The 24,172-nt window shown below is 74.8% G+C and carries 23 protein-coding genes; 9 read left to right on the top strand and 14 right to left on the bottom strand.

Annotated features, from left to right (window positions below; genetic code table 11):
* Positions 1-54: 54 nt before the first annotated feature.
* From ACGFIR_RS06205 to mtrA, 4 genes are read right to left on the bottom strand one after another with little or no spacing between them, the layout of a single operon-like run.
* Positions 55-717 (bottom strand): ComF family protein, encoded by a 663-nt coding sequence (locus ACGFIR_RS06205; protein WP_393143769.1) that lies wholly within the window; start codon positions 715-717, stop codon positions 55-57.
* A 47-nt stretch (positions 718-764) separates the two neighbouring features.
* Positions 765-2,558: an LpqB family beta-propeller domain-containing protein gene (locus tag ACGFIR_RS06200; protein ID WP_392999840.1), complete on the bottom strand. Its 1,794-nt coding sequence runs from the start codon at positions 2,556-2,558 to the stop codon at positions 765-767.
* Positions 2,555-4,339: an MtrAB system histidine kinase MtrB gene (gene mtrB, locus ACGFIR_RS06195; protein ID WP_393143435.1), complete on the bottom strand. Its 1,785-nt coding sequence runs from the start codon at positions 4,337-4,339 to the stop codon at positions 2,555-2,557. The genes ACGFIR_RS06200 and mtrB overlap by 4 nt, the downstream gene beginning before the upstream one ends.
* Before the next feature lie 12 nt (positions 4,340-4,351).
* Positions 4,352-5,041, bottom strand: coding sequence for an MtrAB system response regulator MtrA (gene mtrA, locus ACGFIR_RS06190; protein WP_089001893.1), 690 nt, complete (start codon positions 5,039-5,041; stop codon positions 4,352-4,354).
* A gap of 199 nt (positions 5,042-5,240) precedes the next feature.
* Between mtrA and ACGFIR_RS06185 the strand changes: the two genes are divergently transcribed.
* The 5 genes from ACGFIR_RS06185 to ACGFIR_RS06165 are packed head-to-tail and all read left to right on the top strand — an operon-like array spanning position 5,241 to position 10,498.
* Positions 5,241-6,083, top strand: a complete 843-nt coding sequence (locus ACGFIR_RS06185; RefSeq protein ID WP_392999844.1) for a hypothetical protein — start codon at positions 5,241-5,243, stop codon at positions 6,081-6,083.
* A complete protein-coding gene (locus ACGFIR_RS06180; protein ID WP_392999846.1) occupies positions 6,080-6,646 on the top strand; it encodes a DUF4129 domain-containing protein in 567 nt (188 codons plus the stop codon). The genes ACGFIR_RS06185 and ACGFIR_RS06180 overlap by 4 nt, the downstream gene beginning before the upstream one ends.
* On the top strand, positions 6,643-8,202 hold the full coding sequence (locus ACGFIR_RS06175) for a DUF4350 domain-containing protein (RefSeq protein WP_393143433.1): 1,560 nt from the start codon (positions 6,643-6,645) through the stop codon (positions 8,200-8,202). The genes ACGFIR_RS06180 and ACGFIR_RS06175 overlap by 4 nt, the downstream gene beginning before the upstream one ends.
* Positions 8,193-9,191 carry an AAA family ATPase gene (locus ACGFIR_RS06170; RefSeq protein WP_393001333.1) on the top strand — a complete coding sequence of 333 codons (999 nt, stop codon included), beginning with the start codon at positions 8,193-8,195 and terminating at the stop codon, positions 9,189-9,191. The genes ACGFIR_RS06175 and ACGFIR_RS06170 overlap by 10 nt, the downstream gene beginning before the upstream one ends.
* The gene (locus ACGFIR_RS06165) at positions 9,188-10,498 is read left to right on the top strand and encodes a DUF58 domain-containing protein (protein WP_393143431.1); all 1,311 of its coding nucleotides are present in this window, start codon (positions 9,188-9,190) and stop codon (positions 10,496-10,498) included. Before ACGFIR_RS06170 ends, ACGFIR_RS06165 begins: the two co-directional genes overlap by 4 nt.
* Positions 10,499-10,570: 72 nt before the next feature.
* On the opposite strand, the gene ACGFIR_RS06160 is transcribed toward ACGFIR_RS06165, so the two are convergent.
* Positions 10,571-11,521 (bottom strand): stage II sporulation protein M, encoded by a 951-nt coding sequence (locus tag ACGFIR_RS06160; RefSeq protein WP_393143767.1) that lies wholly within the window; start codon positions 11,519-11,521, stop codon positions 10,571-10,573.
* Positions 11,522-11,560: 39 nt separating this feature from the next.
* Here ACGFIR_RS06160 and ACGFIR_RS06155 point away from each other — a divergent pair, with 39 nt between their 5' ends.
* From ACGFIR_RS06155 to ACGFIR_RS06140, 4 genes are all read left to right on the top strand, one after another.
* A complete protein-coding gene (locus tag ACGFIR_RS06155; protein WP_393143429.1) occupies positions 11,561-12,712 on the top strand; it encodes an RDD family protein in 1,152 nt (383 codons plus the stop codon).
* A gap of 115 nt (positions 12,713-12,827) precedes the next feature.
* Entirely contained in the window at positions 12,828-13,274 is a 447-nt protein-coding gene (locus ACGFIR_RS06150; RefSeq protein WP_392999853.1) for a hypothetical protein, read from the top strand.
* Positions 13,271-14,143, top strand: coding sequence for a tetratricopeptide repeat protein (locus ACGFIR_RS06145; RefSeq protein WP_392999855.1), 873 nt, complete (start codon positions 13,271-13,273; stop codon positions 14,141-14,143). The genes ACGFIR_RS06150 and ACGFIR_RS06145 overlap by 4 nt, the downstream gene beginning before the upstream one ends.
* Entirely contained in the window at positions 14,131-14,292 is a 162-nt protein-coding gene (locus ACGFIR_RS06140; protein ID WP_392999857.1) for a hypothetical protein, read from the top strand. Before ACGFIR_RS06145 ends, ACGFIR_RS06140 begins: the two co-directional genes overlap by 13 nt.
* A 177-nt stretch (positions 14,293-14,469) precedes the next feature.
* On the opposite strand, the gene ahcY is transcribed toward ACGFIR_RS06140, so the two are convergent.
* The 9 genes from ahcY to ACGFIR_RS06095 all read right to left on the bottom strand — a co-directional run bounded on the left by ahcY (position 14,470) and on the right by ACGFIR_RS06095 (position 24,133).
* Positions 14,470-15,969 carry an adenosylhomocysteinase gene (gene ahcY / locus ACGFIR_RS06135; RefSeq protein ID WP_392999859.1) on the bottom strand — a complete coding sequence of 500 codons (1,500 nt, stop codon included), beginning with the start codon at positions 15,967-15,969 and terminating at the stop codon, positions 14,470-14,472.
* Positions 15,970-16,322: 353 nt separating this feature from the next.
* Positions 16,323-17,486: a mannose-6-phosphate isomerase, class I gene (gene manA / locus ACGFIR_RS06130; protein ID WP_392999861.1), complete on the bottom strand. Its 1,164-nt coding sequence runs from the start codon at positions 17,484-17,486 to the stop codon at positions 16,323-16,325.
* A gap of 3 nt (positions 17,487-17,489) precedes the next feature.
* Positions 17,490-18,491, bottom strand: coding sequence for a cation diffusion facilitator family transporter (locus ACGFIR_RS06125; protein ID WP_392999862.1), 1,002 nt, complete (start codon positions 18,489-18,491; stop codon positions 17,490-17,492).
* A gap of 76 nt (positions 18,492-18,567) precedes the next feature.
* Positions 18,568-19,764: an SIS domain-containing protein gene (locus ACGFIR_RS06120; protein ID WP_392999864.1), complete on the bottom strand. Its 1,197-nt coding sequence runs from the start codon at positions 19,762-19,764 to the stop codon at positions 18,568-18,570.
* On the bottom strand, positions 19,761-19,943 hold the full coding sequence (locus ACGFIR_RS06115) for a Trm112 family protein (protein ID WP_089001904.1): 183 nt from the start codon (positions 19,941-19,943) through the stop codon (positions 19,761-19,763). The genes ACGFIR_RS06120 and ACGFIR_RS06115 overlap by 4 nt, the downstream gene beginning before the upstream one ends.
* Before the next feature lie 62 nt (positions 19,944-20,005).
* A complete protein-coding gene (locus tag ACGFIR_RS06110) occupies positions 20,006-21,391 on the bottom strand; it encodes a phosphomannomutase/phosphoglucomutase (RefSeq protein WP_392999866.1) in 1,386 nt (461 codons plus the stop codon).
* Positions 21,392-21,460: 69 nt separating this feature from the next.
* Positions 21,461-22,600: a hypothetical protein gene (locus tag ACGFIR_RS06105; RefSeq protein ID WP_392999868.1), complete on the bottom strand. Its 1,140-nt coding sequence runs from the start codon at positions 22,598-22,600 to the stop codon at positions 21,461-21,463.
* Between the two features lie 225 nt (positions 22,601-22,825).
* Positions 22,826-23,536 carry a deoxyribonuclease V gene (gene nfi / locus ACGFIR_RS06100; protein ID WP_393001337.1) on the bottom strand — a complete coding sequence of 237 codons (711 nt, stop codon included), beginning with the start codon at positions 23,534-23,536 and terminating at the stop codon, positions 22,826-22,828.
* A 159-nt stretch (positions 23,537-23,695) separates the two neighbouring features.
* Positions 23,696-24,133 carry a hypothetical protein gene (locus tag ACGFIR_RS06095; RefSeq protein WP_393143427.1) on the bottom strand — a complete coding sequence of 146 codons (438 nt, stop codon included), beginning with the start codon at positions 24,131-24,133 and terminating at the stop codon, positions 23,696-23,698.
* Positions 24,134-24,172 lie beyond the last annotated feature (39 nt).

Below are 24,172 nucleotides of genomic sequence, written 5' to 3'. Positions count from 1 at the left end.
GCTCGAGATTTTTCACACCTCATACACCAACGGGTGAAACGGAAACACGATCGGTTACGAACGGTGCCGTTTCTCGGTCGCGGCGAGCACCGCGGCGACCGTGGGTGACAGCCCGCTCGCGGTCAGCGCCCGCCCCGCCGCGGCGAGGGTGGCCCCCGTAGTCAGGATGTCGTCGAGCACCACCACCGCGGTCCCGTCGGGCCCCGACGGCACCCGCTGGCGGACCCGGAACGCGGATTCGGCCGCCGCCGCCCGACCGGCGCTGTCCAGCGTCACCGAGTCCGGGCGGGGCAGGGCCCGCAGGGGGTGCCGCACCCGCACCGGCCAGCCGGCCCGGCGCAGCCGGTCCGCGCAGTGCCGGGTCAGCCGGCCCAGGTGGTCGCCGTAGCGGGCGCGGGCCGCCGCCGCGGTGTCCGGCACCGGCACCAGCGTCACCGGGCGGGCCTCGCCCACCGCCGCCGCCACGACCTCGGCGAGCAGAGCACCCAGCGGCCGGGCCAGCCCGTGCCGCCCATGGTCCTTGTACGCCAGCAGCGCCTCCCGCAGCGGGCCGGCGTACGGGCCGAGGGCGACGCAGGGCGGCAGGTCGGGCGGGGCGGGAGTGGGGCGTACGGCCCTGGGGCGCAGCGCGCCGAGAGCCGCCACGCACTCCGGGCAGACGCCGTGGCGCAGCCCCGGCCGGCGTTCCCGGCAGCCGGCGCAGTCCACGGGCAGCACGAGGTCGGTGAGGTCCGCCCAGAGCCCGCCGAGATCCCGCACGCGGATCAGTAGAGGAAGAAGGGGGCGGTCGGGTTGCCCTCGCGTGCCCCGGTCGACGGCGGCGCGACCTCCTGCACCTGCTCGGGCTGGATGCGCTCGAACGGGCCACTGCGGTACGCGACCCCGTTCGCCTCGTACATGGCGGCGCCGAGACGCCCCACGCTCGCCGGGTACGCGGCGAGGTGCGTCACCCGGGCGCCGATCTTGTCCTCCAGCCGGCTCTCCCGGGCGCCGTCCACGCTGACCTCGTAGACCGCCGAGCGGCCGACCGCGCCCGCGAGGAGCAGGGTGTTCTCGCCGTACCAGTCGACGGCCGACAGGCTGGTCAGCCGGGTGTGCAGCCGACGGGCCGGGCCGAGGGTGGCCCCCGCGCCGTCGGGGCTGAGGGCGGCCACGTAGAGCGCACCACCGGCGATGACGGCGATCCGGTACCCGTCCAGCGAGGCCGCCACGGCGGTCACCGGGCCGGGTACGCCCAGCGACAGGGCGGTGAGCTGCGCCTGGGCGTCGAAGCGGTAGAGGCTGCCGTCGGCGACCACCAGCCCGGCCGGCTGCCCCCGGTACGTCGAGCGCAGCCAGACCGGCCGGCTCATGGCCGCGTAGCCCTTGGCGCCGCGGGTGAGTACGGACACCGGACCGGTGCCGGTGCCGACGGAGAGCCACTGCCGGTCGGCGTCGGTGACCACCAGCGCCGCCAGGATCTGGTTGTCGGCGCGGCTGAGCCCGGCGGAGACGACGTTCCGGTTCACCCTGGCGTCCACGGGCACCGGGCCGCTCGGCTCTCCCGGGTAGGCCAACGGGTGGACGGCGCCCTCGTAGACGCAGAATCGCTGAGGGTTCTCCGTGAGCTGGTACACCGGCCGCTCCATGCGGCGCCGCTCCAGGTCGGGGATGAACTCCTGGGACTGGTTACGGACCTTGATGTCGAGCGGCCCGTCGAGGTCCGACAGCGACCAGGCGAGCTGCGTGCCGAGCTGCTCCAGCCGGGCCTTGTCCTCCGGCATCTCCAGGTCGACCTCCCAGCGGCCGTCCGTCCGGGTGGCGTTGTTGATCAGACGGGTGCCGTCCGGCAGCCTGCTCACGGCGGTGCCGAGCCACGCCGAGGGGCCGGCGGTCAGCCACTTGACCACCTCGCTCACCCGCCGCTCGTCGGGCACGGCGAGCGGCAGGTAGCGCTGGTCGGGGACCAGCCGGGTGCGGTCGTTGTTCCAGAAGTAGATCGTCCGGCTCTGGTAGTACGTCTCCAGCGCCTCCACGCTGAGCAGCAGCGCGGTCGGCGGGTTCGCCACGTACAGCCCGCCGTCCGTCAGGCCCTCCGGCCCGGGCTGGCTGCGCAGTTCGAACGTGTACGCCGTGGTGCTCGTCTCCGGCGGGGCCAGCGTGCCGTCCGTACGCAGCTGCCCGACCTGCTGCACCTTGAGGGTGACCTCGGTCCGGTCCGGGGCGTAGACGATGGCCGGCTCCTCGGTGAGCCGGACGACGGTCAGCGCCACCGCGCTGCCCTGCTTCACCTGGAGGCGGTCGCGGTCGGTCGACACGATGAACTGCCGGACGCGCTCGTAGGCCCGGTCCGGCTCGCCGGCCGCGGCGGAGAGGAAGTTCTCGACGAACTGTTCGGCGTCGCTGCCGCTCGCGCTCCGGCTCGGAGGCTCGCCCCGGCTGCCGCTGGTCGAGCCGCCCTCCCCCGCCGGCCCCGGCCCCTTCACCCGGACCTCGGTGTTCTCCGGGATGCCGCAACCGGCCGCGCCGCCCAGCAGCAGCACGCCGCCGAGCAGTCCGGCGAGCAGCCGGCGCATCACGACCCCACCTCCGCGTGCCCGCTGCCCGGACGCCCCGGGCCGACGGTCAGCGCGTCGTCGGTGCCCGGGCCGATCGCGAGCGCGCCCCCCGTGCCGGGGCTGATGGCCAGCAGCCCGCCCGAGCGCGGCCCACCGAAGGGCAGCGCGGCGTCGGCCGGGACCAACCGCAGCGGCGAGGTGGTCAGCCGGTCGCCGGCCCGCGACGGCAGGGTGAGCCGGAACTGGGCGCCCTGCCCCGGCGCGCCCCAGGCCTCCAGCCAGCCGCCGTGCAGCCGGGCGTCCTCCAGGCTGATCGACAGGCCCAGCCCGGTGCCGCCGGTCTGCCGGGCCCGGGACGGGTCGGCCCGCCAGAAGCGGTTGAACACCAGCTTCTCCTCGCCCGGCTTGAGCCCCACCCCGTGGTCGCGGACGGTGATCGCCACCGCCGTGTCGTCCGCCCCGAGCGTGATCCGCACCGGCTTCGCCTCGCCGTGCTCGACGGCGTTGCCGACCAGGTTACGCAGCACCCGTTCCACCCGCCGGGGGTCCACCTCGGCGATCACCGGGGTGGCGGGGACATCCAGCTCGATGGCCACGCCGACGCGCTCGGCGAGGCCCGCCAGCCGGTCGGCCACCCGGTGCACGACCGGCACCAGGTCGGTGGGCTCGGAGTCCAGCATGGCGAAGCCGGCGTCGAACCGGCTGATCTCCAGCAGGTCGGTCAGCAACTCCTCGAACCGGTCCAGCTCGGCCTGGAGCAGCTCGGCGCTGCGCGCCACCGCCGGGTCGAACTCGTCGCGCTCCGCGAAGATCAGATCGGCGGCCATCCGGACCGTGGTCAGCGGGGTGCGCAGTTCGTGCGAGACGTCGGAGGTGAAGCGGCGTTGCAGCCGGGACATCTCCTCCAGCCGCAGGATCTGCCGTTGCAGGTTGGTCGCCATCTGGTTGAACGACGCCGCGAGCAGGGCGAGGTCGTCCTCGCCGTTGACCACCATCCGCTGGTCGAGCAGGCCGGCGGAGAGCCGCTGGGCCGTGCGCGCGGCCACCCGCACCGGGGTCACCACCAGCCGGGTGACCAGGCCCGCGAGCAGGGCGAGCAGGAGCACCAGGGCCGCCCCGGTGGCGATCACGGTGTCCCGGGCGTCGGCGGCCGTGGCGTCCTGCCGGGCCAGCGGCACGAGGTAGTAGAGCTCCACCTGACCGAACTTCGTGGGCACCGGTGAGCCGTAGACCAGGTATTTCGTGCGCTCCTCGCCCAGCCGGCCGGTGCGGATCTGGCTGGCGACCTTGCCTCCGGCGACCGTCTCGCGCAGCTCGGGACTGATCAGCGGACGGACGTTGACCGCGGGCGACGAGCGGGGCTGGATGGCGTCGGTGTGGTTGTCGGCGGCGATCGCCACGATCACGCCGGTGGTCTGCTGGGGGTCGCCGCCGGCCAGGTAGTTGACCGTGCCCTCGATCGTGTCCTGGAGCTGTGCCTCCTGCGGCTGGTTGTAGAGGCCGAACTGCCTGCGCGCGTACTCCGCGCCGTTGCCCAGCCGCAGGCGCACGTCGGTCTCGACGTTCTCCACCAGGATGCCGGTGATCTTGTCGGCGATCAGGTAGGCGAAACCGCCCACCAGCAGGCTGGACACGACCAGTGTGATGGTCACCACCCGCAGCTGGAGCGACCGCCGCCAGGCCTGGCGCAGCCCGGAGAGCAGGCGCGCGGCCCGGCCGCTCGTCGCACGCCACAGCTCCCGCGCGGCGGCACGCCGGCGCGGGACTGCCGTCGGGAGGTCCGGAATCGGGGAGGTGGCCACAGTGTGACCAGGCTATCCGGTGCCCGCCTTGTAGCCCACGCCCCGCACGGTGAGGATGATTTCCGGCCGCTCGGGATCCGGCTCGATCTTGGCCCGCAGCCGCTGCACGTGCACGTTGACCAGCCGCGTGTCGGCCGCGTGCCGGTAGCCCCAGACCTGCTCCAGCAGCACCTCGCGGGTGAAGACCTGACGCGGCTTGCGGGCGAGCGCGACCAGTAGGTCGAACTCCAGCGGCGTCAGCTTCACCTCCTCGCCGTTGCGGCTGACGGTGTGCGCCGGCACGTCGATGGTGATCTGGTTGCCGGGCGGCCCGATGGTCAGCATCTCCGGGGCGACGTCCTCGCCCCGGCGCAGCCGCGCCCGCATCCGGGCGACCAGTTCCTTGGGCTTGAACGGCTTGACCACGTAGTCGTCGGCCCCGGACTCCAGGCCGAGGACCACGTCGACGGTGTCGCTCTTGGCGGTCAGCATGACGATCGGCACGCCCGACTCGGCCCGGATCGACCGGGCCACGTCGATCCCGCTCATGCCGGGAAGCATGAGGTCGAGCAGGACGATGTCGGGGCGGTTCTCGCGGAACGCGGCCAGCGCCCGCTCCCCGTCCGCGACGAAGGAGGGCAGGAAGCCCTCACTGCGCAGGACGATGCCGAGCATCTCGGCGAGCGCGGGGTCGTCGTCGACCACCAGTACCCGGGCTCTCATGGGGTTAATGTTTCCATCCCCTTCAGTTCGTGGGATCCGCGTCACCCGGCACGCTACTGCCGCAGGACGTCGCCGCACCAGCAACCGGTGCCCGGCGTCGCCGCCCCCACGTGCGGGTCCACCCGATGGGAGCGGGCGTGTCACCATGATCCCCGCGTGCGCCGTCACGCGCCACCGCCGTCCGTCTACAGGAGTACGCGTGCCCGACGCCGGCCCGATCGCTGTGCTCCCGCGCCGCCCCCTCACGGTCGGCGAGCTGCTGGACTCCGCGGTGCTGCTGCTGCGCGGGCAGGCCCGGGTGCTGCTGCCGGTCGCCCTCGTACTGGCCGTGGGCGAGCAACTCCTGTTGTACCCGCTGCGGCTCGCCGCCGGCGCGGGGCCACCCGCCTGGCTTCCGGAGTTCGGGCGGTTCGGCGTGTACTGGCTGCTGCTGGCGGTGGGCGCCGCGACCGAGGCGGTGATCGTCCTGCTGCTCGGCAACCCGGCCGCCCGCGCCGCCGGGGCCGCCCTGTTCGGCCGTACGGTCGGCCCCCGGGAGCTGCTCCGCCCCGCCGGCGCGCGCTGGGGCGCCACGGCGCTGCTCGCCGCCCTGGTCGGCGTGGTGATGTGCGCGCTCGCGCTGTTCGGGCCGGCGTGGATCATCGGCTTCGCCCTGCTCGGCGCCGTGGCACCGGCGCTGGTCGTCGACCGGGTGCACCCGCTGCGTGCCCCGCTGCGCTCCGCCGCCCTGGCCGTACGGGGTGCCGGCCGGGCCGGCTGGATCCGGCTGCTCGGCTACCTGGTCTGGTGGATCGTCCGCCTGGGCCTCGGCATCGGCGTCTACCTCGGGCTGGACTCGTTGGACCTGGTCGACCGGGCCTGGGCCGGGTGGCTGTCGCTGGCCGTGTGGGCGGGCGTGAACAGCGTCGCCTACCCGGCCCTGGCCTGCCTGGACGCGGTGCTGCACCTGGAGACCCGGATGCGTACCGAGGGACTGGACATCCGGCTCTCCCGGGCCCGGGCCGGCACGCCCGAGGCCGTCCTGCTGGCGGCCGGGCGATGAGCTTCAGCCGGTGGTGGACCGAGACCACGGCGGCGCTTGGCGACCGGGTGCCGCTGCCCCTGGTCGCGCTGCTGCTGGTGCTCGCCGCGGTGCTGGTCGCGGTCGGCTGGTACACGTTTCCGGCCTGGGTCCCCCGACGGCTGCCCCGGCTGCGCCCGCGCCGCCGCAAGCGCCCGCCACCGGAAACCCCGCAGCCGGTCGTCCCCGCTCCCCGCGAGCCGGAGCTGCCGGCCGCCACGTACGTCTCCCTCGCGGACCGGTACGCCGCCGAGGGCCGGTACGCCGAGGCCGTCCGGGAGCGGCTGCGCGCGATGGTCCGGGAGCTGGCCGCCCGCCACGTGGTGCAGCCGCAGCCAGGCCTGACCGTCGTCGAGCTGGTGCGGACCGCGACGGACGCCCGGCCGCAGGTCGGCCCGCCGCTGGACGCCGCCGGGGCGATCTTCTCCGAGCTCTGGTACGGCGGGCGCCGCGCCTCCGCCGAGCACGACCACCGGATGCGGGAGCACGCCGCCGAGCTGGACCGCGTGCTGACCGGCCGACCCGAGGACGGGCCACGACCATGAGCGCACCGACCACCGCCGCCCCACCGGCCGCACGGCCCGACGCGGGCCCCCGGCGCCGACGCCGCCACCGGGTGCTGATCCCGCTGGGCCTGGCCGCGTTGCTGCTGACCACCACCCTGCTCACCCACGCGGCCGACCAGCCCGACCCCGGCGACCCGGGGTTCCTCTCCCCCGTCGCGACCGGGGACGACGGCGGCAGCCGCCTCGCCGACGCGCTGCGCGAGCGGGGCGTCACCGTACAGCGGGAGACGGACACGCTGCGGGCGCTGCTGGCCGTGCGCGACGGGGCGGCCACGCTCTTCGTGCCCGCGCCGGCCCTGCTGCATCCGGACACGGTGGGCGCGTTGGATTCGCTGCCCTCGGCCACCCGGCTGGTGCTGGTAGACCCGTCGCGACGGGTGCTGGAGTCGATCCGGATGCCGGTGCAGCCGACCGGCCGCCGGTGGGCCGCGCAGGCGGTGGGGCCGGACGCGCGGGGCCTGCCCTGCCCGTTGCCCGAGCTGCGCCAGCTCGGGCGGGCGGCGGTCGGGCTGCAACGCTACGCGGTCGCCCCGGGCGGGTCGGCGCCCGTGCAGTTCTGCTTCGCCGACGGGCTCGCCCTGCTGTCCCGAATCCCGGAGAGCATGGTGGTGGTGGGGGCCAGCGATCCGTTCCGCAACGACCGGATCGACGAGTGGGACAACCGGGCCTTCGCCACCGCGCTGCTCGGCGGGACCGGTCGGGTGGTGTGGCTCGACCTGGACGGCCCCGCACCCCCGCCGGTCTTCGGCGACGGCAGCAGCGGCAGCCCCGCCTGGTCGCCGACGCCGGGCGGCTCCACCGGATACGGCGGACCGGGCAGCGGCACCGGGACCGGCAGGGGCGACGGCACCGGAGACGGCCGCCCGGGTGCGGAGACCGGCGGGGACAGCGACGACGGCGAGAGCCCCGACGACCCCCGGGCCGACCGGCCCGACCCGCCGAACCCGCTCTGGTCCGCCTTCCCCGGCTGGCTGTGGGCGCTGCTTGCCCAGCTCGCCGTGGCCGCCCTGCTGGCCGCGCTCTGGCGGGCCCGCCGGCTCGGCCCGCCGGCCCCGGAACCGCTGCCGGTGACGGTCCGCTCGGCGGAGACGGTGCTGGGTCGGGCCCGGCTCTACGAGAAGGCCGGGGCCCGCGACGCCGCCGCGCGGACGCTGCGCGCCGCCGCCCTCGACCGCCTGACGCCCCGGCTGCACCTGCCGCCGACCGCGCCGCCGACCGACGTGGCCGCCGCGGTCGCCGCCCGCACCGGCGACGACCCCCGGTGGACCGACGAGGTGCTGCACGGCGCCGAGCCCGGGAACGACCAGGAACTACTCGACCTGGCCCGCGCGCTGGACCGGCTGACCCGCCTCGTCGCCCCGCCCGCCGCCGACGGGCCGCCCCCGGCCACCGACAGCCCGCTCCCGGCCGCCGAGGCCCCGCCGCCGGCCGCCGTGCCGCCCCACGCGGGGCCACCGCCGGCCGCCGCACCGCCCGACGCGGGGCCACCGCCCGACGCACCGCACCCGTACCGAGCCGAAGGAGAATCCCGGTGACCCGACCCGCCGGTACCGCCGAGCCGCCGACCATCGACCCCGTCGACCCCCGCGCCGCCCTGCACCGGCTGCGCGCCGAGGTCGCCAAGGCGGTCGTCGGGCAGGACGCGGTCGTCACCGGTCTGGTGATCGCCCTGCTCTGCCGCGGGCACGTGCTGCTGGAGGGCGTGCCGGGCGTGGCCAAGACCCTGCTGATCCGTACGGTGGCCACCGCGCTCGACCTGGGATCCAAGCGGGTGCAGTTCACCCCCGACCTGATGCCGGGCGACGTCACGGGCTCGCTGATCTTCGACCCGCACACCGCCGCCTTCACGTTCCGCGAAGGGCCGGTCTTCACCAACCTGCTGCTCGCCGACGAGATCAACCGGACGCCGCCGAAGACCCAGTCGGCGCTGCTGGAGGTGATGGAGGAGCGGCAGGTCTCGGTCGAGGGCGAGCGGCGGCCGCTGCCCGACCCGTTCATCGTCGCCGCCACCCAGAACCCGATCGAGTACGAGGGCACCTATCCGCTGCCGGAGGCGCAGCTCGACCGGTTCCTACTCAAGCTCACCGTGCCGCTGCCCAGCCGGGAGGAGGAGTTGGGCGTGCTCCGGGCGCACCACGCCGGCTTCGACCCGCGCGACCTGACCGCAGCCGGCGTACGGCCGGTGGCCAGCGCGGCCGACCTGGCGGCGGCCCGGGCGGCGGTCGGCCGGGTGCACGTGGCCGAGCCGCTCCTCGGCTACATCGTCGACCTCTGCCGGGCCACCCGGAACACCCCCGCGCTGGAGCTGGGCGCCTCGCCCCGGGGCGCCACCGCACTGCTCAACACGGCCAAGGCGTGGGCCTGGCTGGCCGGCCGCGACCACGTCGTACCGGACGACGTGAAGGCCGTCGCCCGGCCGACCCTGCGCCACCGGCTGCGGCTGCGCCCCGAGGTGGAGCTGGAGGGCGTCGGCGTGGAGGCGGTGCTGGACACGGTGCTCGCCACCGTGCCGACGCCGCGATGACCTGGCGGGCGGCGCTCCTGCTGGCGGTCGGCGCGCTGACCCTGCCGGCCTGGCCGGCGCCGTTCGCCGGGCTGCTGGTGATGACCGGGGCGGTGCTGCTGCTGGTGCTGCTCGACCGGGCGCTGGCCGCGCCGCCGGGCGCGCTCACCGCCGCCCGGCAGGGGGACCGCGTGGTCCGGCTCGGCGGCACCGCCACCGTCGCGCTGCTGCTGCACAACCCCTCCGGCCGTACGCTGCGGGCCATGGTCCGCGACGCCTGGGTGCCCTCCGCCGGCGCCCGCCCCGACGTGCCCCCGTCGCGGCTGGTACGCGTCGAGCCGGGCGCCACCGTGGCGCTGCCCAGCCGGCTGACCCCGCTGCGGCGGGGCGACCGGCCTGCGGTGGCGCTGACGGTGCGCTCGTTCGGGCCGCTGGGGCTGGGGTTCCGGCAGCGCTCCGGCCGCCCCGCCACCCCACCGTGGACGGTACGGGTGCTGCCCCGCTTCGACTCCCGCCGGCACCTGCCGGAGAAGCTGTCCCGGCTGCGGGTCATCGACGGCACCCAGGTCAGTCGCGGCCGGGGCCAGGGCACCGAGTTCGACACCCTCCGCGAGTACGTGGTCGGCGACGACGTGCGCTCGATCGACTGGCGGGCCAGCGCGCGCCGGGCCGACGTGCTGGTGCGTACGTGGCGGCCGGAGCGGGACCGCCGGCTGCTGTGCGTGCTGGACACCGGGCGTACCTCTGCGGTGCGGGTCGGCGACGAGCCCCGGCTGGACACCGCCATCGACGCCGCGCTGCTGCTCACCGCCCTCGCCGCCCGCGCGGGCGACCGGGTCGACGTGCTCGCCGCCGACACGGCGGTCCGGGCCACGGTCACCGGCACCGGTGGGTCGGCCCTGCTCCCCCGCGTGGTGCACGCCCTCGCCCCGCTCCAGCCGACGCTGGCGGAGACGGACTTCGACCTGATCGCCGGCGAGCTGCTGCGCCGGCAGCGCCAGCGCAGCCTGGTGGTGCTCTTCACCGCGCTGGAGGCGGGCGCCCTCGGCGAGGGACTGCTGCCGGTGCTGCCCCGGCTGGCCGCCCGGCACCGGGTGGTGATCGCGGCGACGCACGATCCGGTGCTGACCGCCCTCACCACCGCCGTTCCGCAGCGTCCCGGGGACGCCTACGCCGCCGCGGCCGCCTGGCGGGCCCTAGCCGAACGCGACCGCGTCCGCACCGCCCTGGCGAGGCACGGCGTCACGGTGGTCGACGCCCCGGCGGGCCGCCTGGCCCCCACCCTGGCCGACACCTACCTCCGCCTGAAGGCCCTGGCCCAACTCTGACCCACCCCCAGCTCCCCGTGATCATGAAGTTGTTGCCCGTCCGCCCGGCGTGTCATGGCAACAACTTCATGATCAACGCGGGTCTGCGCGGGTTGCCCGGCGGCCCAGGAGCAGCACGTACGCCAGGAAGGCGAGCCAGACGGCGGCGCCCACGGCGACGCGGAGCGCGACCGGCACGGGCGCGGGGGTCACGAACGCCTCGATGACGGCGGAGACCGCGAAGAGTCCCACCAGCCCGACGGCGACCAGGACGCCCTCGCGGCCCGCCCGGGCCACCGCCTGCCCCCGGGTCAACTGCGTCGGCGGGGCGATCCAGGCCCACCCGATGCGCAGGCCCACCCCGGCGGCCACGAAGACCCCGGTGAGCTCCAGCAGCCCGTGCGGGGTGATCAGGCCGAAGAAGACGTCGGCGCGGCCGTAGGCGACCATCACCCCGCCGACCACGCCGATGTTGAGGGCGTTCTGCCAGAGCAGGTAGAGCACCGGGACGATCAGCACCCCGGCGGCGAGACACTGGGCGGCGAGCCAGGCGTTGTGCGTCCACAGGTGGAAGGCGAACGTCGGCGCGGCGAACTCGGTGTAGTAGCCGGCGAAGCCGGACTCGACCAGGTCGGCGGCCGCCGCCTCGCCGATGAAGGCCGCCGCCGTCTGCGGGTTGCCGGCCACGTACCAGATCAGGAAGAGGCTGAGCAGGGTGAACCCCGTCGCCACCCCGCACCACCAGGGCCAGGCGCGGTAGACCGCGGCGGGGAAGCCGGCCACGAGGAACCTTCCGACCGCCGCCCACGACGGGCGCGGGCGGCCGGTGAGCCGGGCCCGGGCGCGCAGCACCACCTGCGAGAGCTGGCTGACCAGCGCCGGGTCGGGTGAGCGGCTGCGCAGCACCGACAGCTGGGTGGTCGCCCGCTGGTAGAGGGCGACCAGCTCGTCGACCTCGGCGGCGTCGAGCCGGGCGCGTCCGGAGAGCTGCTCCAGCCGTCGCCACTGCCCGCTGTGTTCCGCGACGTACGCGTCGAGATCCACCGTCACCCCCGTCCGGGGATCATAGTGTTCACTGTCGGGGTGAGAGCACAACCACGACCCGCCCCCTGGGGGGACGCCGGGCTGGTCAGCGGGGAGGCCGTGGAGCTGGACGTCCGGGCCGCCCGGATCGGTTCCCGGGTGCTCGCGTTGCTGCTCGACGTCCTGGCCCAGGCGGCCCTCATGCTGGCGCTGTCCCTGAGCGTCGGCGCCGCGCTCCTCGGCCTGCCGGACGGGCTGGTCGACGCGGCCCTGACCGGCGGGCTCGCGACGGTGGGCCTGATCCTGGTGCTGGTCGGCTACCCGGTGCTGTGTGAACGCTTCAACCACGGCCGCACGCTGGGCAAGCTGGCCGTCGGCCTGCGCGTGGTCAGCGCCGACGGCGCTCCGGTCGGCGCACGGCAGTCACTGATCCGGGCGCTGGTCGGCGTGGCCGTGGAGTGGCCCGGCCTGGTGCTGCCGCTGGTGAGCTGGGTGGCCGGGGTGGCCGTGATGGTGACCGACCGGCGCGGGCGTCGGCTGGGCGACCTGGTGGCGGGCACGCTGGTCGTGCACACCCGGGCGGCGACCGTCTGGCGGCCCGTCCCCACGGCCGTGCCCGCGCTGGCCGGCTGGGCGTGCACCGTGGACCTGAGCCGGCTGGACGACGGCCTGGCACTGGCCGCCCGGCAGTACCTGGCGCGGGTGCACCAGCTCGCGGAGCCGGCGCGCGGACGGCTGGGGCGCGGGCTGTGGACCGAGGTCTCCGCGGTGATCGCTCCACTCCCGCCTGCGGGGATGCCCGAGTCGGTCTACCTGGCCGCGGTCCTCGGGGAGCGGCACCGGCGGGCGCGGTACCGGCTGGAACGCGACCGGACGGCCGCCGCGACGCTCTGGCCGGAGCTGACGCCCCATCCGCCCGCGCGATCCCACGCGCTCCCGGCCGCCGCCGAGCCAGCTCAGCCGCACGAGATTTCGGCCGCCGCCGGGCCAGCACAGCCCCACGCGGTCCCGGCCGCCGCCGGGCCAGCGCCGTCCCACCCGGTCCCGGCCGCCACCGGGTCCGAGGTCGCCGCGCCGCCCCGCGCGATCCGCCCGGCGGTGCCCACCGGGGCGCCGGCCGCCGTGCCGGCGCAGCCCGTTGCGGCGGTACGGCCGGCGGTCCCCCCGTCGGCACCGGCGGGCGGCGTGCCCATGCCCGACGCCGGCACCTGACCGAGGGGGACCGCGAACACGTCGCGGCCTGGTTGCCCGCTTCATCGAGGAGTGCCGTCGGTCATCCGGCTGTGGCAGGATCCGGCTCGCTCGCCCCTACCGAGACGGGAACATCGTGGCCGACGATCTGTTCACCCCCACCATCACGCCGGCGGCGTACGAGACGCGACGCCGGCCGTGGCGACCACAGTCGCTGATCTTCCCCGCCGTCTTCGCCGGCCCCCTGGCGGCCACCGTGCTGGCCCTGGTCAACGGGCACCGGTTGGGCCTGCCCCGCCGGACGAACCTGATGGTGCTCGGCGTCGGGCTGGCCGCGCTGGCGGCCCGGCTGGCGCTCACGCTCGCCGTCATCGACGACTGGGGCGACCGACCCGTCCGGCTGATCACGGCGCTGGCCGGCGCCGGAGTCTGGCTCGCCGCCTCCGTCACGCAGAAACGTCCGTTCCGGGCCTACGAGCTGCGCGGCGACGAGCCGGCGTCGCTGTGGCTGCCCGGCCTCGGGGCGGTGCTCCTGTTCGGCGTCGTCGAGGCCCTGCTGTTCCTGCTGCTGGCCGCCGCATGACCGCCCCGGAGCCCCAGCTCGCCCGGGTGGCGCACCTGCTCGAACTGAACCGCGCGGAGCAGGCCCTCGGCGAACTCGACCGGCTCCCGGCCGCGCTGGCCGTCAGCCCGGCGGCGTTCCGGCTGCGGGCGTACGCGCTGGCGTCGCTGGAGCGCTGGGACGACCTGGTCACCGTCGCCCGTCGGGGGCTCGCCGAGACCGGCCCGGATCCCGAACTGCTCGGCCGGCTCAGCATCGCGCTGCGCCACCGCCGCGAGTACCCCGCCGCCGAGCGGGCACTGCTCGACGCGCTCGCCATCGAGCCGGTGAACCCCTGGCTGCTCTGCCAGTACGCCCGCCTCTGCTCGGCCGTGGGTCAGCTCGACAAGGCGGAACGCCTGATCGCCCGGGCCGCCGCGATCAGCCCGGAGGAACCGGCCGTCTTCGCGGGCCGCATCCAGCTCGCCTACGCCCGGGGGGACGACCGGTCGGCCGACCGCATCGCCAAGGAGTTCCTCGGGGCGTGGCCGGACAACCCGGCGGCGCTCGCCCTGCACGGCGCCGCCGCGGCCCGGCGTGGACGGTTGGGCACCGCGCACCGCGCGTTCGGCCAGGCGGTGGCGCACGACCCGACCGACCCCGACTACGCCGAGGGGGCCTGGGAGACGCGGGTGTACGCACACCCGCTGCTGCTGCCGCTGCGCCCGCTCCACCGGCTGGGTACCTTCCGCACCTGGCTGCTCGCGGTCGGCGTGATCGTGCTGCTCGGCGTCGCCGGCCTGGACGTGCTCGCCGGCGTGTTCGCGCTGGCCTGGGTGCTCTTCTGCGTCTGGTCGTGGATCGCTCCGCCGCTGGTCCGCCGGATGGTGCTCGGCCGGTGGCGGTCGTGAGGGCGTTCGGGCCGTGGCTGGCCGTCCTCGCCCTGGTGCTGCTGCTCGACGCGCTGCGGCTGGGCGCGCTGGCCGCCGTGGTCTCGGTGGCGTGGCTCGTCTGGTGCGTGTGGAGCTGGATCCGGCCCGCGCGCAAACGCCGGGACTGACCGTGCCGAGCAGGGCCCGAGGCCCGAGCGGCGGTTGGTCGCCCGGTCCCCGTCACCGGCGCGGGACTGCCCGCGCGGGCACGCGGTCAGGTCGCCGGTCGTCGGCGAGCCCACATGAAACGCCGACCGGGCCGGCCGCTCAGGAGCGAGCGGTCGGCCCGGTCGGCGCGGCCGTCGTCAGTACCGGTAGTGCTCCGGCTTGAACGGGCCCTCCACGGAGATGCCGAGGTAGGCGGCCTGCTCCTTGGTGAGGGTGCTCAGCTTGGCGCCGAGCGCCTCCAGGTGCAGCCGGGCGACCTTCTCGTCGAGGTGCTTGGGCAGCACGTAGACGCCGATCGGGTATTCCTCGGTCTTGGTGAACAGCTCGATCTGGGCGATCGTCTGGTTGGCGAACGAGTTCGACATCACGAAGCTCGGGTGGCCGGTGGCGTTGCCCAGGTTCAGCAGGCGGCCCTCCGACAGCACGATGATGGCGTGGCCGTCGGCGAACTTCCAGAGGTCGACCTGCGGCTTGATGTTGACCCGCTCGACGTCGGAACGCTTCGCCAGGCCGGCCATGTCGATCTCGTTGTCGAAGTGGCCGATGTTGCCGACGATGGCCTGGTGCTTCATCCGGGCCATGTGCTCGTTGGTGATGACGTCGAAGCAGCCGGTGGCGGTGATGAAGATGTCGGCCTGCTCGACCACGTCGTCCAGGGTGGCGACCTGGTAGCCGTCCATGGCGGCCTGGAGCGCGCAGATCGGGTCGACCTCGGTCACCACGACGCGGGCGCCCTGGCCGCGCAGCGACTCGGCGCAGCCCTTGCCGACGTCGCCGTAGCCGAGGACCACCGCCATCTTGCCGCCGATCAGCACGTCGGTGGCGCGGTTGATGCCGTCGATCAGCGAGTGGCGGCAGCCGTACTTGTTGTCGAACTTGCTCTTCGTCACCGAGTCGTTGACGTTGATGGCGGGGAAGAGCAGGGTGCCGGCGCGGTGCATCTCGTAGAGCCGGTGCACGCCGGTGGTGGTCTCCTCGGTCACGCCCTTGATGCCGGCGGCGATCCGGGTCCACCGCTGGCCGTCGGCGGCGAGCGAGCGGTGCAGTACGCCGAGGATGACCGCGTACTCCTCCGAGTCGGCGGACTCGACCGGCGGGACGGTGCCGGTCTTCTCGAACTCGACGCCCTTGTGCACCAGCAGGGTGGCGTCGCCGCCGTCGTCGAGGATCATGTTCGGGCCCTGCCCGCCGGGCCAGTCGAGCACCTGCTCGGTGCACCACCAGTACTCTTCCAGGCTCTCGCCCTTCCAGGCGTAGACCGGGACGCCGGCCGGGGCCTCGGGGGTGCCGTTCGGGCCGACCACGATCGCGGCGGCGGCGTGGTCCTGGGTGGAGAAGATGTTGCAGGACGCCCAGCGGACCTGCGCGCCGAGCGCGACGAGGGTCTCGATCAGGACGGCGGTCTGGATGGTCATGTGCAGCGACCCGGTGATCCGGGCACCGGCGAGCGGCTGGGCGTCGGCGAACTCGCGACGGATCGCCATCAGGCCGGGCATCTCGTGCTCGGCGAGCTGGATCTCCTTGCGCCCGAACTCGGCGAGCGACAGATCCGCCACCTTGTAGTCGCCCTCGGCGAGAGTGCTCGGCCGGGCCTCGGACGGCGTGCCGCTGGCGGACGCCGGGAGGGTGCTGGTCATGAAATCTCCTGTCGGACGATGTGCTGCGCGACCATTCACCTTACGCGCGCGAGCCGCCGCCGGGAGGACCGGCCGGGTGAAGAGAGCACGAAGACATCGGCGGACAGCGCACGGGGCGGTCGGTCGTGGACGGAGTCCGTCCACCAGCCGTCCGCCCCGTGCATCCCCCCGGTTTGGTTTCCCCCGCGCGTTCCGGACCATCGTCGCGATAACGCTGCGTACCCATAGAGTCACACTCGGCTAGAGCAACGTCAAGCTATTCCGGAAAAGTCGGACTCGTGGCGTGGTGCTACCGCCCTCCGCGCACGCGGTGCTCCGGGTGCCCCCGCACGCACGCCGCAGGTCTGGCGTCCTCAGCGCGCGCCGCAGCTCGCGACGTACGCCTCGCCCGCGCCGGCCAGGCGCAGCGGCCCGGCGGCGGCGCTGCCGATCGCGGCCCGCCCGGGCCCCAACGTCACCACGCCGGCCCCGTCGTCGGCCGAGACCTCGCCGGAGCAGCAGAGCACCACCCGGGGGCCCGGCACCTCGACCGTCACCTCCGGCAGCCCCACCCGCACCGTCACCCGGTGCAGCGCGAAGTCCTCCACCGGCACCGGCCAGGTGACCACGCCCGGTGCCACCTCCATCGGCCGCACCACCGGGTCGCGGAGCACCTCGAAGCGCAGCACACGCAGCAGTTCCTCGACGTCCACCCGCTTCGGCGTCAGCCCGCCGCGCAGCACGTTGTCGCTGGCCGCCATGATCTCCACGCCGGTGCCGCGCAAATAGGCGTGCAGGTTGCCGGCCGGCATCCAGATCGCCTCGCCGGGCGCCAGCCGCACCCGGTTGAGCAGCATCGCCACCAGCACCCCGGGGTCGCCCGGATAGGCGGCGGCCAGGTCCCGGGCCAGCTCCGCGTCCGGCCCCGCGACCGGCGCCGACGCCACGGCCGTCACCAGCGCGTCGCGCCGGTCGGCGGGCCAGGTCAGCAGCAGCCGTACGGCGTCACGCAGTCCCGCCGGCCCGGTACGCAACGCCGCCAGCACCGGCTCCAGCGCGGGTACGCCGAAGTCGGCCAGCGCCGCCGCCGAGGTGCCCGGGTCCCGGAAACCACAGAGCGCCTCCATGGGCGACAGCGCGACCAGCAGCTCCGGCTTGTGGTACGGGTCGACGTAGTTGCGCTGCCCGTCGGGGCGGTCGGCGTCGGCGGCGTGCCCGGCGCGGGCCTGCTCGGCGTCCGGGTGCGCCTGGAGGCTCAGCGGGGCGTCCGCCGCGAGCACCTTGAGCAGGAACGGCAGCCGGGTGCCGAACCGGCCGACCAGCCGCTCGCCGAGCCAGTGGTCAGGCTCGGCGAGCAGCAGGTCGGTCAGGCTCACCCGGTTGCCGTCGCGGTCGACCGCGGCCGGGCCGCCCGGGTGGGCGCCCAGCCACAGCTCGGCCTCCGGTCCGTCGCTCGGCACCGGCCGCCCCTGCAACTCGGCGATCGCCGAGCGGGAACCCCAGGCGTAGTCGCGGATCGGTCCGTGCAGCAGTTCCACCGGTCAGCTCCCGGGCCGCCCGGTGGTCTCGCCCGGCTCGGACGCCGGCACGGCGGCGGGCGCCGCGCTCCCGGTACCCGCCCGCTCGGCGGTGACGCTGTAGATGTCCGGCTCCAGGTAGATCACCCGCGCGGTCGGCACGGCGGCGCGGATCCGGGCCTCGACGGCGTTGATGCCCCGGGCCAGGTCCTCGGCGCTCTCGCAGGCCGGCACGCCGACCTTGGCGGCCACCAGCAGTTCCTCGGGGCCGAGGTAGAGCGTCTTCATGTGGATGATCCGCTCGAACTCGGGGCCGTCGGCGACCGCCTTCTCGATCGCGGCGACCTCGTGCGCCTCGGCGCCCTCGCCCAGCAGCAGGCTCTTGGTCTCGATGGCGAGGATGATCGCGATGGTCACCAGCAGCACACCGATCATCGCGGTGCCGATCGCGTCCCAGCGGCCGTCGCCGGTGATCAGCGTCATACCGACGCCGAAGAGCGCGAACACCAGACCGACCAGCGCGCCCAGGTCCTCCAGCAGCACCACCGGCAGCTCGGGCGCCTTGGCCCGCCGCACGAACCTCACCCAGGACTGGTTGCCCCGGATCAGGTTGGACTCCACGATGGCGGTACGGAAGGAGAACGACTCCATGACGATCGCGACCACCAGCACGGTGACCGGCACCCACTGCCAGCTCGTGATCGGCTCCGGGTGCGAGAACTTGTGGTACGCCTCGTAGAGGGCGAACAGGCCACCGACGCTGAACAGCACGATGGACACGATGAACGCGTAGATGTAGCGCTCGCGGCCGTAGCCGAAGGGGTGCTGCGGGGTGGCCGCGCGCTTGGCCCGCCGCCCACCGAGCAGCAGCAGCCCCTGGTTGCCGGAGTCGGCGACCGAGTGGATCGACTCCGCCAGCATCGACGACGATCCGGTCAGCAGGAACGCGACGAACTTGGTGACGGCGATGCCGGCGTTGGCCAGCAGGGCGGCGACGATCGCCTTCGTACCACCGTTGGCGCTCACGCCGTCGCCCCGCAGGGTCGCGCGGCACCACCGGGCGTCGGCGCGACGCGCGGCCCGACCCGTTCCCAGCTATCGCTCACTGGTTTGCCAGCTCCTTCATCTCGGTGATGGCCGGCACGGCCATCGGGTCCAGTCCGTGTGCCAGGGACAGGTAGATCGACGCGAAGTCCGGCACGGCGACCAGCGAGGCGAGCCGCTCCAGCGCGGAGCCGCCCTCGGCCGTCACCACGTCGCAGCGCACGCCCCGCCGCTCGGCGAGGGTCTGCACGGCGTCCGCGCGGCGCTCCTCGACGTCGAGCGGCTCGTCGGCGTCGTCCTCCGGATTCAGCCCGCCGTCGCGCAGCAGCACCAGCCGCAGCCGGGTGCCCGACGGCGCCTCGTCGTCGGGGTCGGCGAAGATGTCCCGCTCCCCCTCGGCCAGGCCGCCGAACACACCGTCGAGCAGGCCGACCCGACCACGGCCCGCCTCGCCGAGCGCACCGCTGACCACGGGGTAGCGGGCGTTGGCGGACAGGGTGTCGCCGAAGCGGCGGGCCGCGACGGTGGCCAGCGGTGACGAGCCCCAGACGATCGGCACCGAGCCGGCGAGGCCCAGGGCCAGCGACTTCGCCGGGTTGACGAAGGACTCGGCCGTCGGGCGGCAGCGGTCGGCGTCCGCGTCCAGACGGGCCGCGGTCTCCGCCAGGTCCGCCTCGTTGACCTTCACGAGCCCGAGCGTACGGGCGGCGAGCAGGACCGGCACGGTGAGCGCCCAGAGGCTGGCGCGGGCCGGGGCGCGCCGGGGCACCGGGATGAACGGCGCCCGGGCCCGCTCGGCCACGGACTGCAACTGCGAGTCGGGCGCGCCGACGGCGACCAGCCGGGCGCCCCGCCGGTGCGCGGCCTCGGCGGCGCCCAGCGCCTCGGGGCTGCGACCGGAGGCGCTGACGGCGATGACCACGTCGGCGGCGCCCACCCAGCCGGGCACGCCGGCGCTGCGGTGCGGGATGACCGGCACCGGGCAGCGCGGCCCGGCGACGGTGGCCAGCACGTCACCTGTACGCCCGGCGGTGCCGATGCCGGCGATGACGACGGCCCGGGGGCGCCCCTCGTCGGCGAGCAGCTGGAGGTTGGCCTCGGCGGCCAGGGCGGCCGACTCGCGGACCTGCGCCCCGGCGGAGGCGGTGTGCCGCAGCATGCCGCCCGGGTCGTGCTCGGCCAGCGCGGCCGGGTCGTCGAGGAGTGCCTCGTCGGGCTCGCGCCGGCCACTCACTCCCGCCGTACCGTCGATCACGACTGCTCCGCGGGGCCGCGCGCCTCGTCGAGCAGCAGCACCGGCACGTCGTCGCGGACCTCGAAGATCCGGCCGCACTCGGTGCAGGTCAGCGTCTGCGCCTGCGCGTCGTAGTCGAGCGGGGCGTGATGCGTGTCCGGACAGGCGAGGATTTCCAGCAACTGCGGGTCCAGGGCCACGGCGCGGCTCCTTCCACGTATGCGGTTTCACCGATCGACGGTGCCGACCGGCGCGAGCGATCCTATCGGCGAACCCGGTCGAGCACCTCGTCGCGGAGGGCGGCCATCCGCTCCCGCGTCGGGGCCTCGACGTTGAGCCGCAGCAGCGGCTCGGTGTTGGAGGCGCGCAGATTGAACCACGCGCCGTCCGGGAAGCGCAGGGTGAGCCCGTCCATCTCGTCGGCGTCGGCCTGCGGGTACGCGGCCCGCACCTCGGCCACCTTGGCGGCCTGGTCGGTCACCGTCGAGTTGATCTCGCCCGAGGCGACGTACCGCTCGTACTCGCCGGCCAGCACGGACAGCGGCAGCGACTGCTCACCCAGTGCGGCCAGGGTGTGCAGCGCGGCGAGCATCCCGGTGTCGGCGAACCAGAAGTCGCGGAAGTAGTAGTGGGCCGAGTGCTCGCCGCCGAAGATCGCGTTCGTCCGGGCCATCTCCGCCTTGATGAAGGAGTGCCCGACCCGCGCGACGACCGGCTCGCCGCCGTGCTCGCGGATGATCTCCGGTACGGCGCTGGAGGTGATCAGGTTGTGGATCACCGTCGAGCCGGGGTGCTTGGCCAGCTCACGGGCCGCCACCAGGGCGGTGATCGCCGACGGCGAGACGGGCTCGCCCCGCTCGTCGACCACGAAGCAGCGGTCGGCGTCCCCGTCGAACGCCAGGCCGACGTCGGCGCCGTGCTCACGCACCGCGCGCTGGAGGTCGACCAGGTTGGCCGGGTCCAGCGGGTTGGCCTCGTGGTTGGGGAAGGTGCCGTCCAGCTCGAAGTAGAGCGGCACGATCTCCAGCGGCAGCGCCGGCAGGACGGTGTCGCCGAGCACGGCCGGGACGGTGTAGCCGCCCATTCCGTTGCCGGCGTCGACGACCACCTTCAGCGGGCGGATGGTGGAGAGGTCGACCAGTTGCCGCAGGTACGCCGCGTAGTCGGCCAGCAGGTCGCGGCGCTCGGCCGGCGCGTCCGACGGGTCGGCCGCGCGGGTCTCGCCCTTGTCCAGCAGGGCCTGCGCCCGCTCGCGGATCTCGGCCAGCCCGCTGTCCTGCCCGATCGGGCGGGCCCCGGAGCGGCACATCTTGATGCCGTTGTACTGCGCCGGGTTGTGGCTGGCGGTGAACATCGCGCCGGGCGCCCCCAGCGCGCCGGAGGCGTAGTAGAGCATGTCGGTCGAGGCGAGGCCCAGCTCGACGACCGCGCGCCCCTCGGCCCGTACGCCGGCGGCGAAGGCGGCGGCCAGGCCCGGACCGGTGGCCCGCATGTCGTGCGCGACGAGCACCGCCTCGCCCTGCTCGCCGAAGCCGTCCAGCACCTGCGCGAAGGCCGCGCCGAGGGCCTCGGCGGTGCGCTCGTCCCACTGGTCCGGCACCGTCCCACGGACGTCGTAGGCCTTCACGATCTGGGACAGATCAGACACCGGTCTCGCTCCTTGCGCCGCAGGTCCTCAACGGCCTGAGCGTATCGGAGGGGCGGCGCGTGGCCCGGCTCAGCCGGGGAGCCGGGGCATGAACGCAGTGTGGTCGCCACCGTCGGCCTCCGGCGGCGGGTCACCGGGCTTGCCCCCGGCGGGCGGCGCGGCCGGCGATCCGTACTGCCCGGGAGCGGGCGGCACGGCCGGCGGACCGTACTGCCCGGGAGCGGGCGGCACGGCCGGTGCGCCGGGCACCACCTGGGTGGCCTCCGGGGTGGGGCGGCTGCCGTACACCCCACCGGCCGGGCGCGGCGCGGGCGTGCCGCCGTACAGGCCGGGGGTGGCGGGCTGCTGGCCGTACATCTGGCCGGGTGGGCCGGGCGCGGCGGCCGGGCCCTGCCCGGAGCGGTAGGTGGTGCCGCCGGGGCTGCGGGGCAGCGGGACGTGGCCGGGGCCGCCGGTGGGTTCCTTGTCCGTCCGCGACCGGCGGAACAGCAGGACGATGAGCAGGATTCCGACGGCGACCATGGCGATGCCGAAGAACATGATCATCGAGCCACCGGAGGACTTCTCCTCGGCGGCGTTGCTGACCGCGCCCGCGCCCTGGCCGGGCGCTGCGGTGAGGCTCGGGCCCTCCACACCCGTCACCTCGGCCGCGACCGCGCTGGGCGTGGGCGAGGGCTTCTTCGAGGGCTTCGGCGTCGGCGAGGCCGTGACCCGGCCGCCGACCACCCGGGACGCATCCGCACCCCGGCCCAGGACCCGCCCACGTGCGTCGCTGCCCACGCCGCTCACGGTCAGCCGGCCGCCCGGGGCCTCCGCCGCGAACGCCACCCGGTAGCGCACCGTGATGCTCTTGCCCTTGCAGAGCCTCGGATTCAGCGGCGAGGTGGCCGACGTGGCCGCACTGCCGCCGCCGCCCGAGAGCGGCACCGGGAACCAGCTGCCGCCCACGTTGACCTGTGCGCTGGCCTGGTCGGCGCGCAGGCCGGTGAGGCGCAGCCCCACGGCGGTACGCAGCAGCACGCAGCCGTCACTGCGCTTGCGCACCTCGACCGAGACGCTGCCGGCGGAACCGCCGGCGGTGAAACTGCCCGCCGACCGGACCCGGACCGAGTCGTTGGCGGCGAGCGCTGGCGTCGCGCCGAGCGCCACCAGGCCGCCCAGCAACGCGCAGACCGTCGCAAGCCGCGCCGCGTGCCGACGTACCGCCATGATCACCTCGCCGTTCCTCCCCCGCGACGGGGGGTCCGCCGGTCAGGCTACTACCGGGTCCTGTCAGAGCCGGGTCATCGAGCGCTCCGGATGTGTTCCGCATTACCCGGTCGCCCGGGCGGCAACGGCGGGTCCGGGCGGCCGGTCACACGCCCGCTGGTCCCGGTCGCCGGCAGCTGGCGGCCGAGGTCCCGCTCGATGATGTGCAGCCGCACGGGCGCGGTCTCAGGTGGCGGGGTCCCGGTCGGCCGGGCGGGTTGGCGGCGACGGGGCCGCTCCGGCGGCGGTCAGGGCGTCGCGGCAGAGCCGGTCGGCGGTACGGGTGGTCTCCGGCAGCCGGTAGCGCGGCGTCAACGCCAGCACGTGTGCGGTCGCCTCGTCGAGGCTGAGCCGGTGGCCGACGCTGACGAAGACCGGCTTCACGCCGTCGCGGGTACGCAGCACCCGACCCACGACCTCGTCGCCGTCGCGCAGCGGCGCCCACGCGCCCCGGCGGTCGGCCGGCGGCGTCCACGTGCCCAGCAACGGCGTCTTGCCCACGCCGATCGCCGGCAGGCCGGTCACCACGCCCAGATGGCAGGCGAGCCCGAACCGGCGCGGATGGGCCAGCCCGTGCCCGTCGCAGACCAGCAACTCGGGCCGCACGGTCAGCCGGTCGAGCGCGTCGAGCAGTGCGGGCAGCTCGCGGAAGGCGAAGAGCCCCGGCACGTACCCGAACGCGGGCCGGCCCACGCTCACCGCCGAGTCGACCACCGCGAGGGTCCGGGCGTCGAGCACGGTCACGGCCGCCGCCAGCCGGTCACCGCTCTCGGCGTACGCCACGTCGAGGCCGGCCACCGTCGCGGGATCGGCCGGGCCGGGCCCGGTCAGGTCCACCAGCGCCCGCAACCGCTCCTGTACGGCGAGCGCCTCCGCCACGCTGCCCGGCCTGTCCATCCGGGGGTCCGACTTCTCCACCTGGCGGCTCCCGCTCTGTCCGACGTCACGACAACCTATCGGTACGCCCCCCGCCAGGACGCCGTCCGTCGGCAGCCCGCCCTGCGCGTTCCGGCTGACGGAGTCCTGTAAATCACGTAGTAGGTCAACATCCACGGCTCACCCAGCCCTCAGCGACGGATCGGCCGCGGGATCACCTGCCTGCTGGAGTTGTTCCTCGAACATGACAAAGGTCCTCTTGCGGATTCCCGCCACCAACGCCGACTCGTGCGGCGTGAGTGGTCGCCGCTCCAGGTCCGCCTGCTCCAGGATCGCGCCCACGGTTTCGTAGAGCGCGAAAATCGATCCGGTGCCGCGGAGGTACCGCCCTCGGTCATGTTCGGTGTACTCGATGAACTCGTCACGGGACAACTCCTCGATCTCATCCCCACCGACGAGAAGGATCTTCCTGACCAGGTCATCAGCCCGTTCCCAGCCCCCGGATGTCCTCGAAAGCCGCCACCCGATCACCCGACCCGCTTCATCAGCCACTAGCTTGACCGGATTTTCGTAGTAGCTGAAAAAGGCCGGCAGCGCCCCTGGCGATTGATATGCCATCACCCTGCCTCCCTGATGGCACTTTCAGCGGAACGGAAA

The sequence above is a fragment of the Micromonospora sp. NPDC049051 genome, assembly GCF_043197575.1.
GTDB lineage: Bacteria > Actinomycetota > Actinomycetes > Mycobacteriales > Micromonosporaceae > Micromonospora.
Note: the sequence above shows the minus strand (reverse complement) of the source record. Positions and strands in the feature narration are given on the sequence as shown.

Coding starts and splice junctions, on each gene's coding strand:
- mtrA (WP_089001893.1), bottom strand. CDS start 5,041: ATGAGAGCCCGGGTACTGGTGGTCGACGACGACCCCGCGCTCGCCGAG.
- ACGFIR_RS06180 (WP_392999846.1), top strand. CDS start 6,080: ATGAGCTTCAGCCGGTGGTGGACCGAGACCACGGCGGCGCTTGGCGAC.
- ACGFIR_RS06175 (WP_393143433.1), top strand. CDS start 6,643: ATGAGCGCACCGACCACCGCCGCCCCACCGGCCGCACGGCCCGACGCG.
- ACGFIR_RS06165 (WP_393143431.1), top strand. CDS start 9,188: ATGACCTGGCGGGCGGCGCTCCTGCTGGCGGTCGGCGCGCTGACCCTG.
- ACGFIR_RS06145 (WP_392999855.1), top strand. CDS start 13,271: ATGACCGCCCCGGAGCCCCAGCTCGCCCGGGTGGCGCACCTGCTCGAA.
- ahcY (WP_392999859.1), bottom strand. CDS start 15,969: ATGACCAGCACCCTCCCGGCGTCCGCCAGCGGCACGCCGTCCGAGGCC.
- ACGFIR_RS06105 (WP_392999868.1), bottom strand. CDS start 22,600: ATGGCGGTACGTCGGCACGCGGCGCGGCTTGCGACGGTCTGCGCGTTG.
- nfi (WP_393001337.1), bottom strand. CDS start 23,536: ATGGACAGGCCGGGCAGCGTGGCGGAGGCGCTCGCCGTACAGGAGCGG.
- ACGFIR_RS06095 (WP_393143427.1), bottom strand. CDS start 24,133: ATGGCATATCAATCGCCAGGGGCGCTGCCGGCCTTTTTCAGCTACTAC.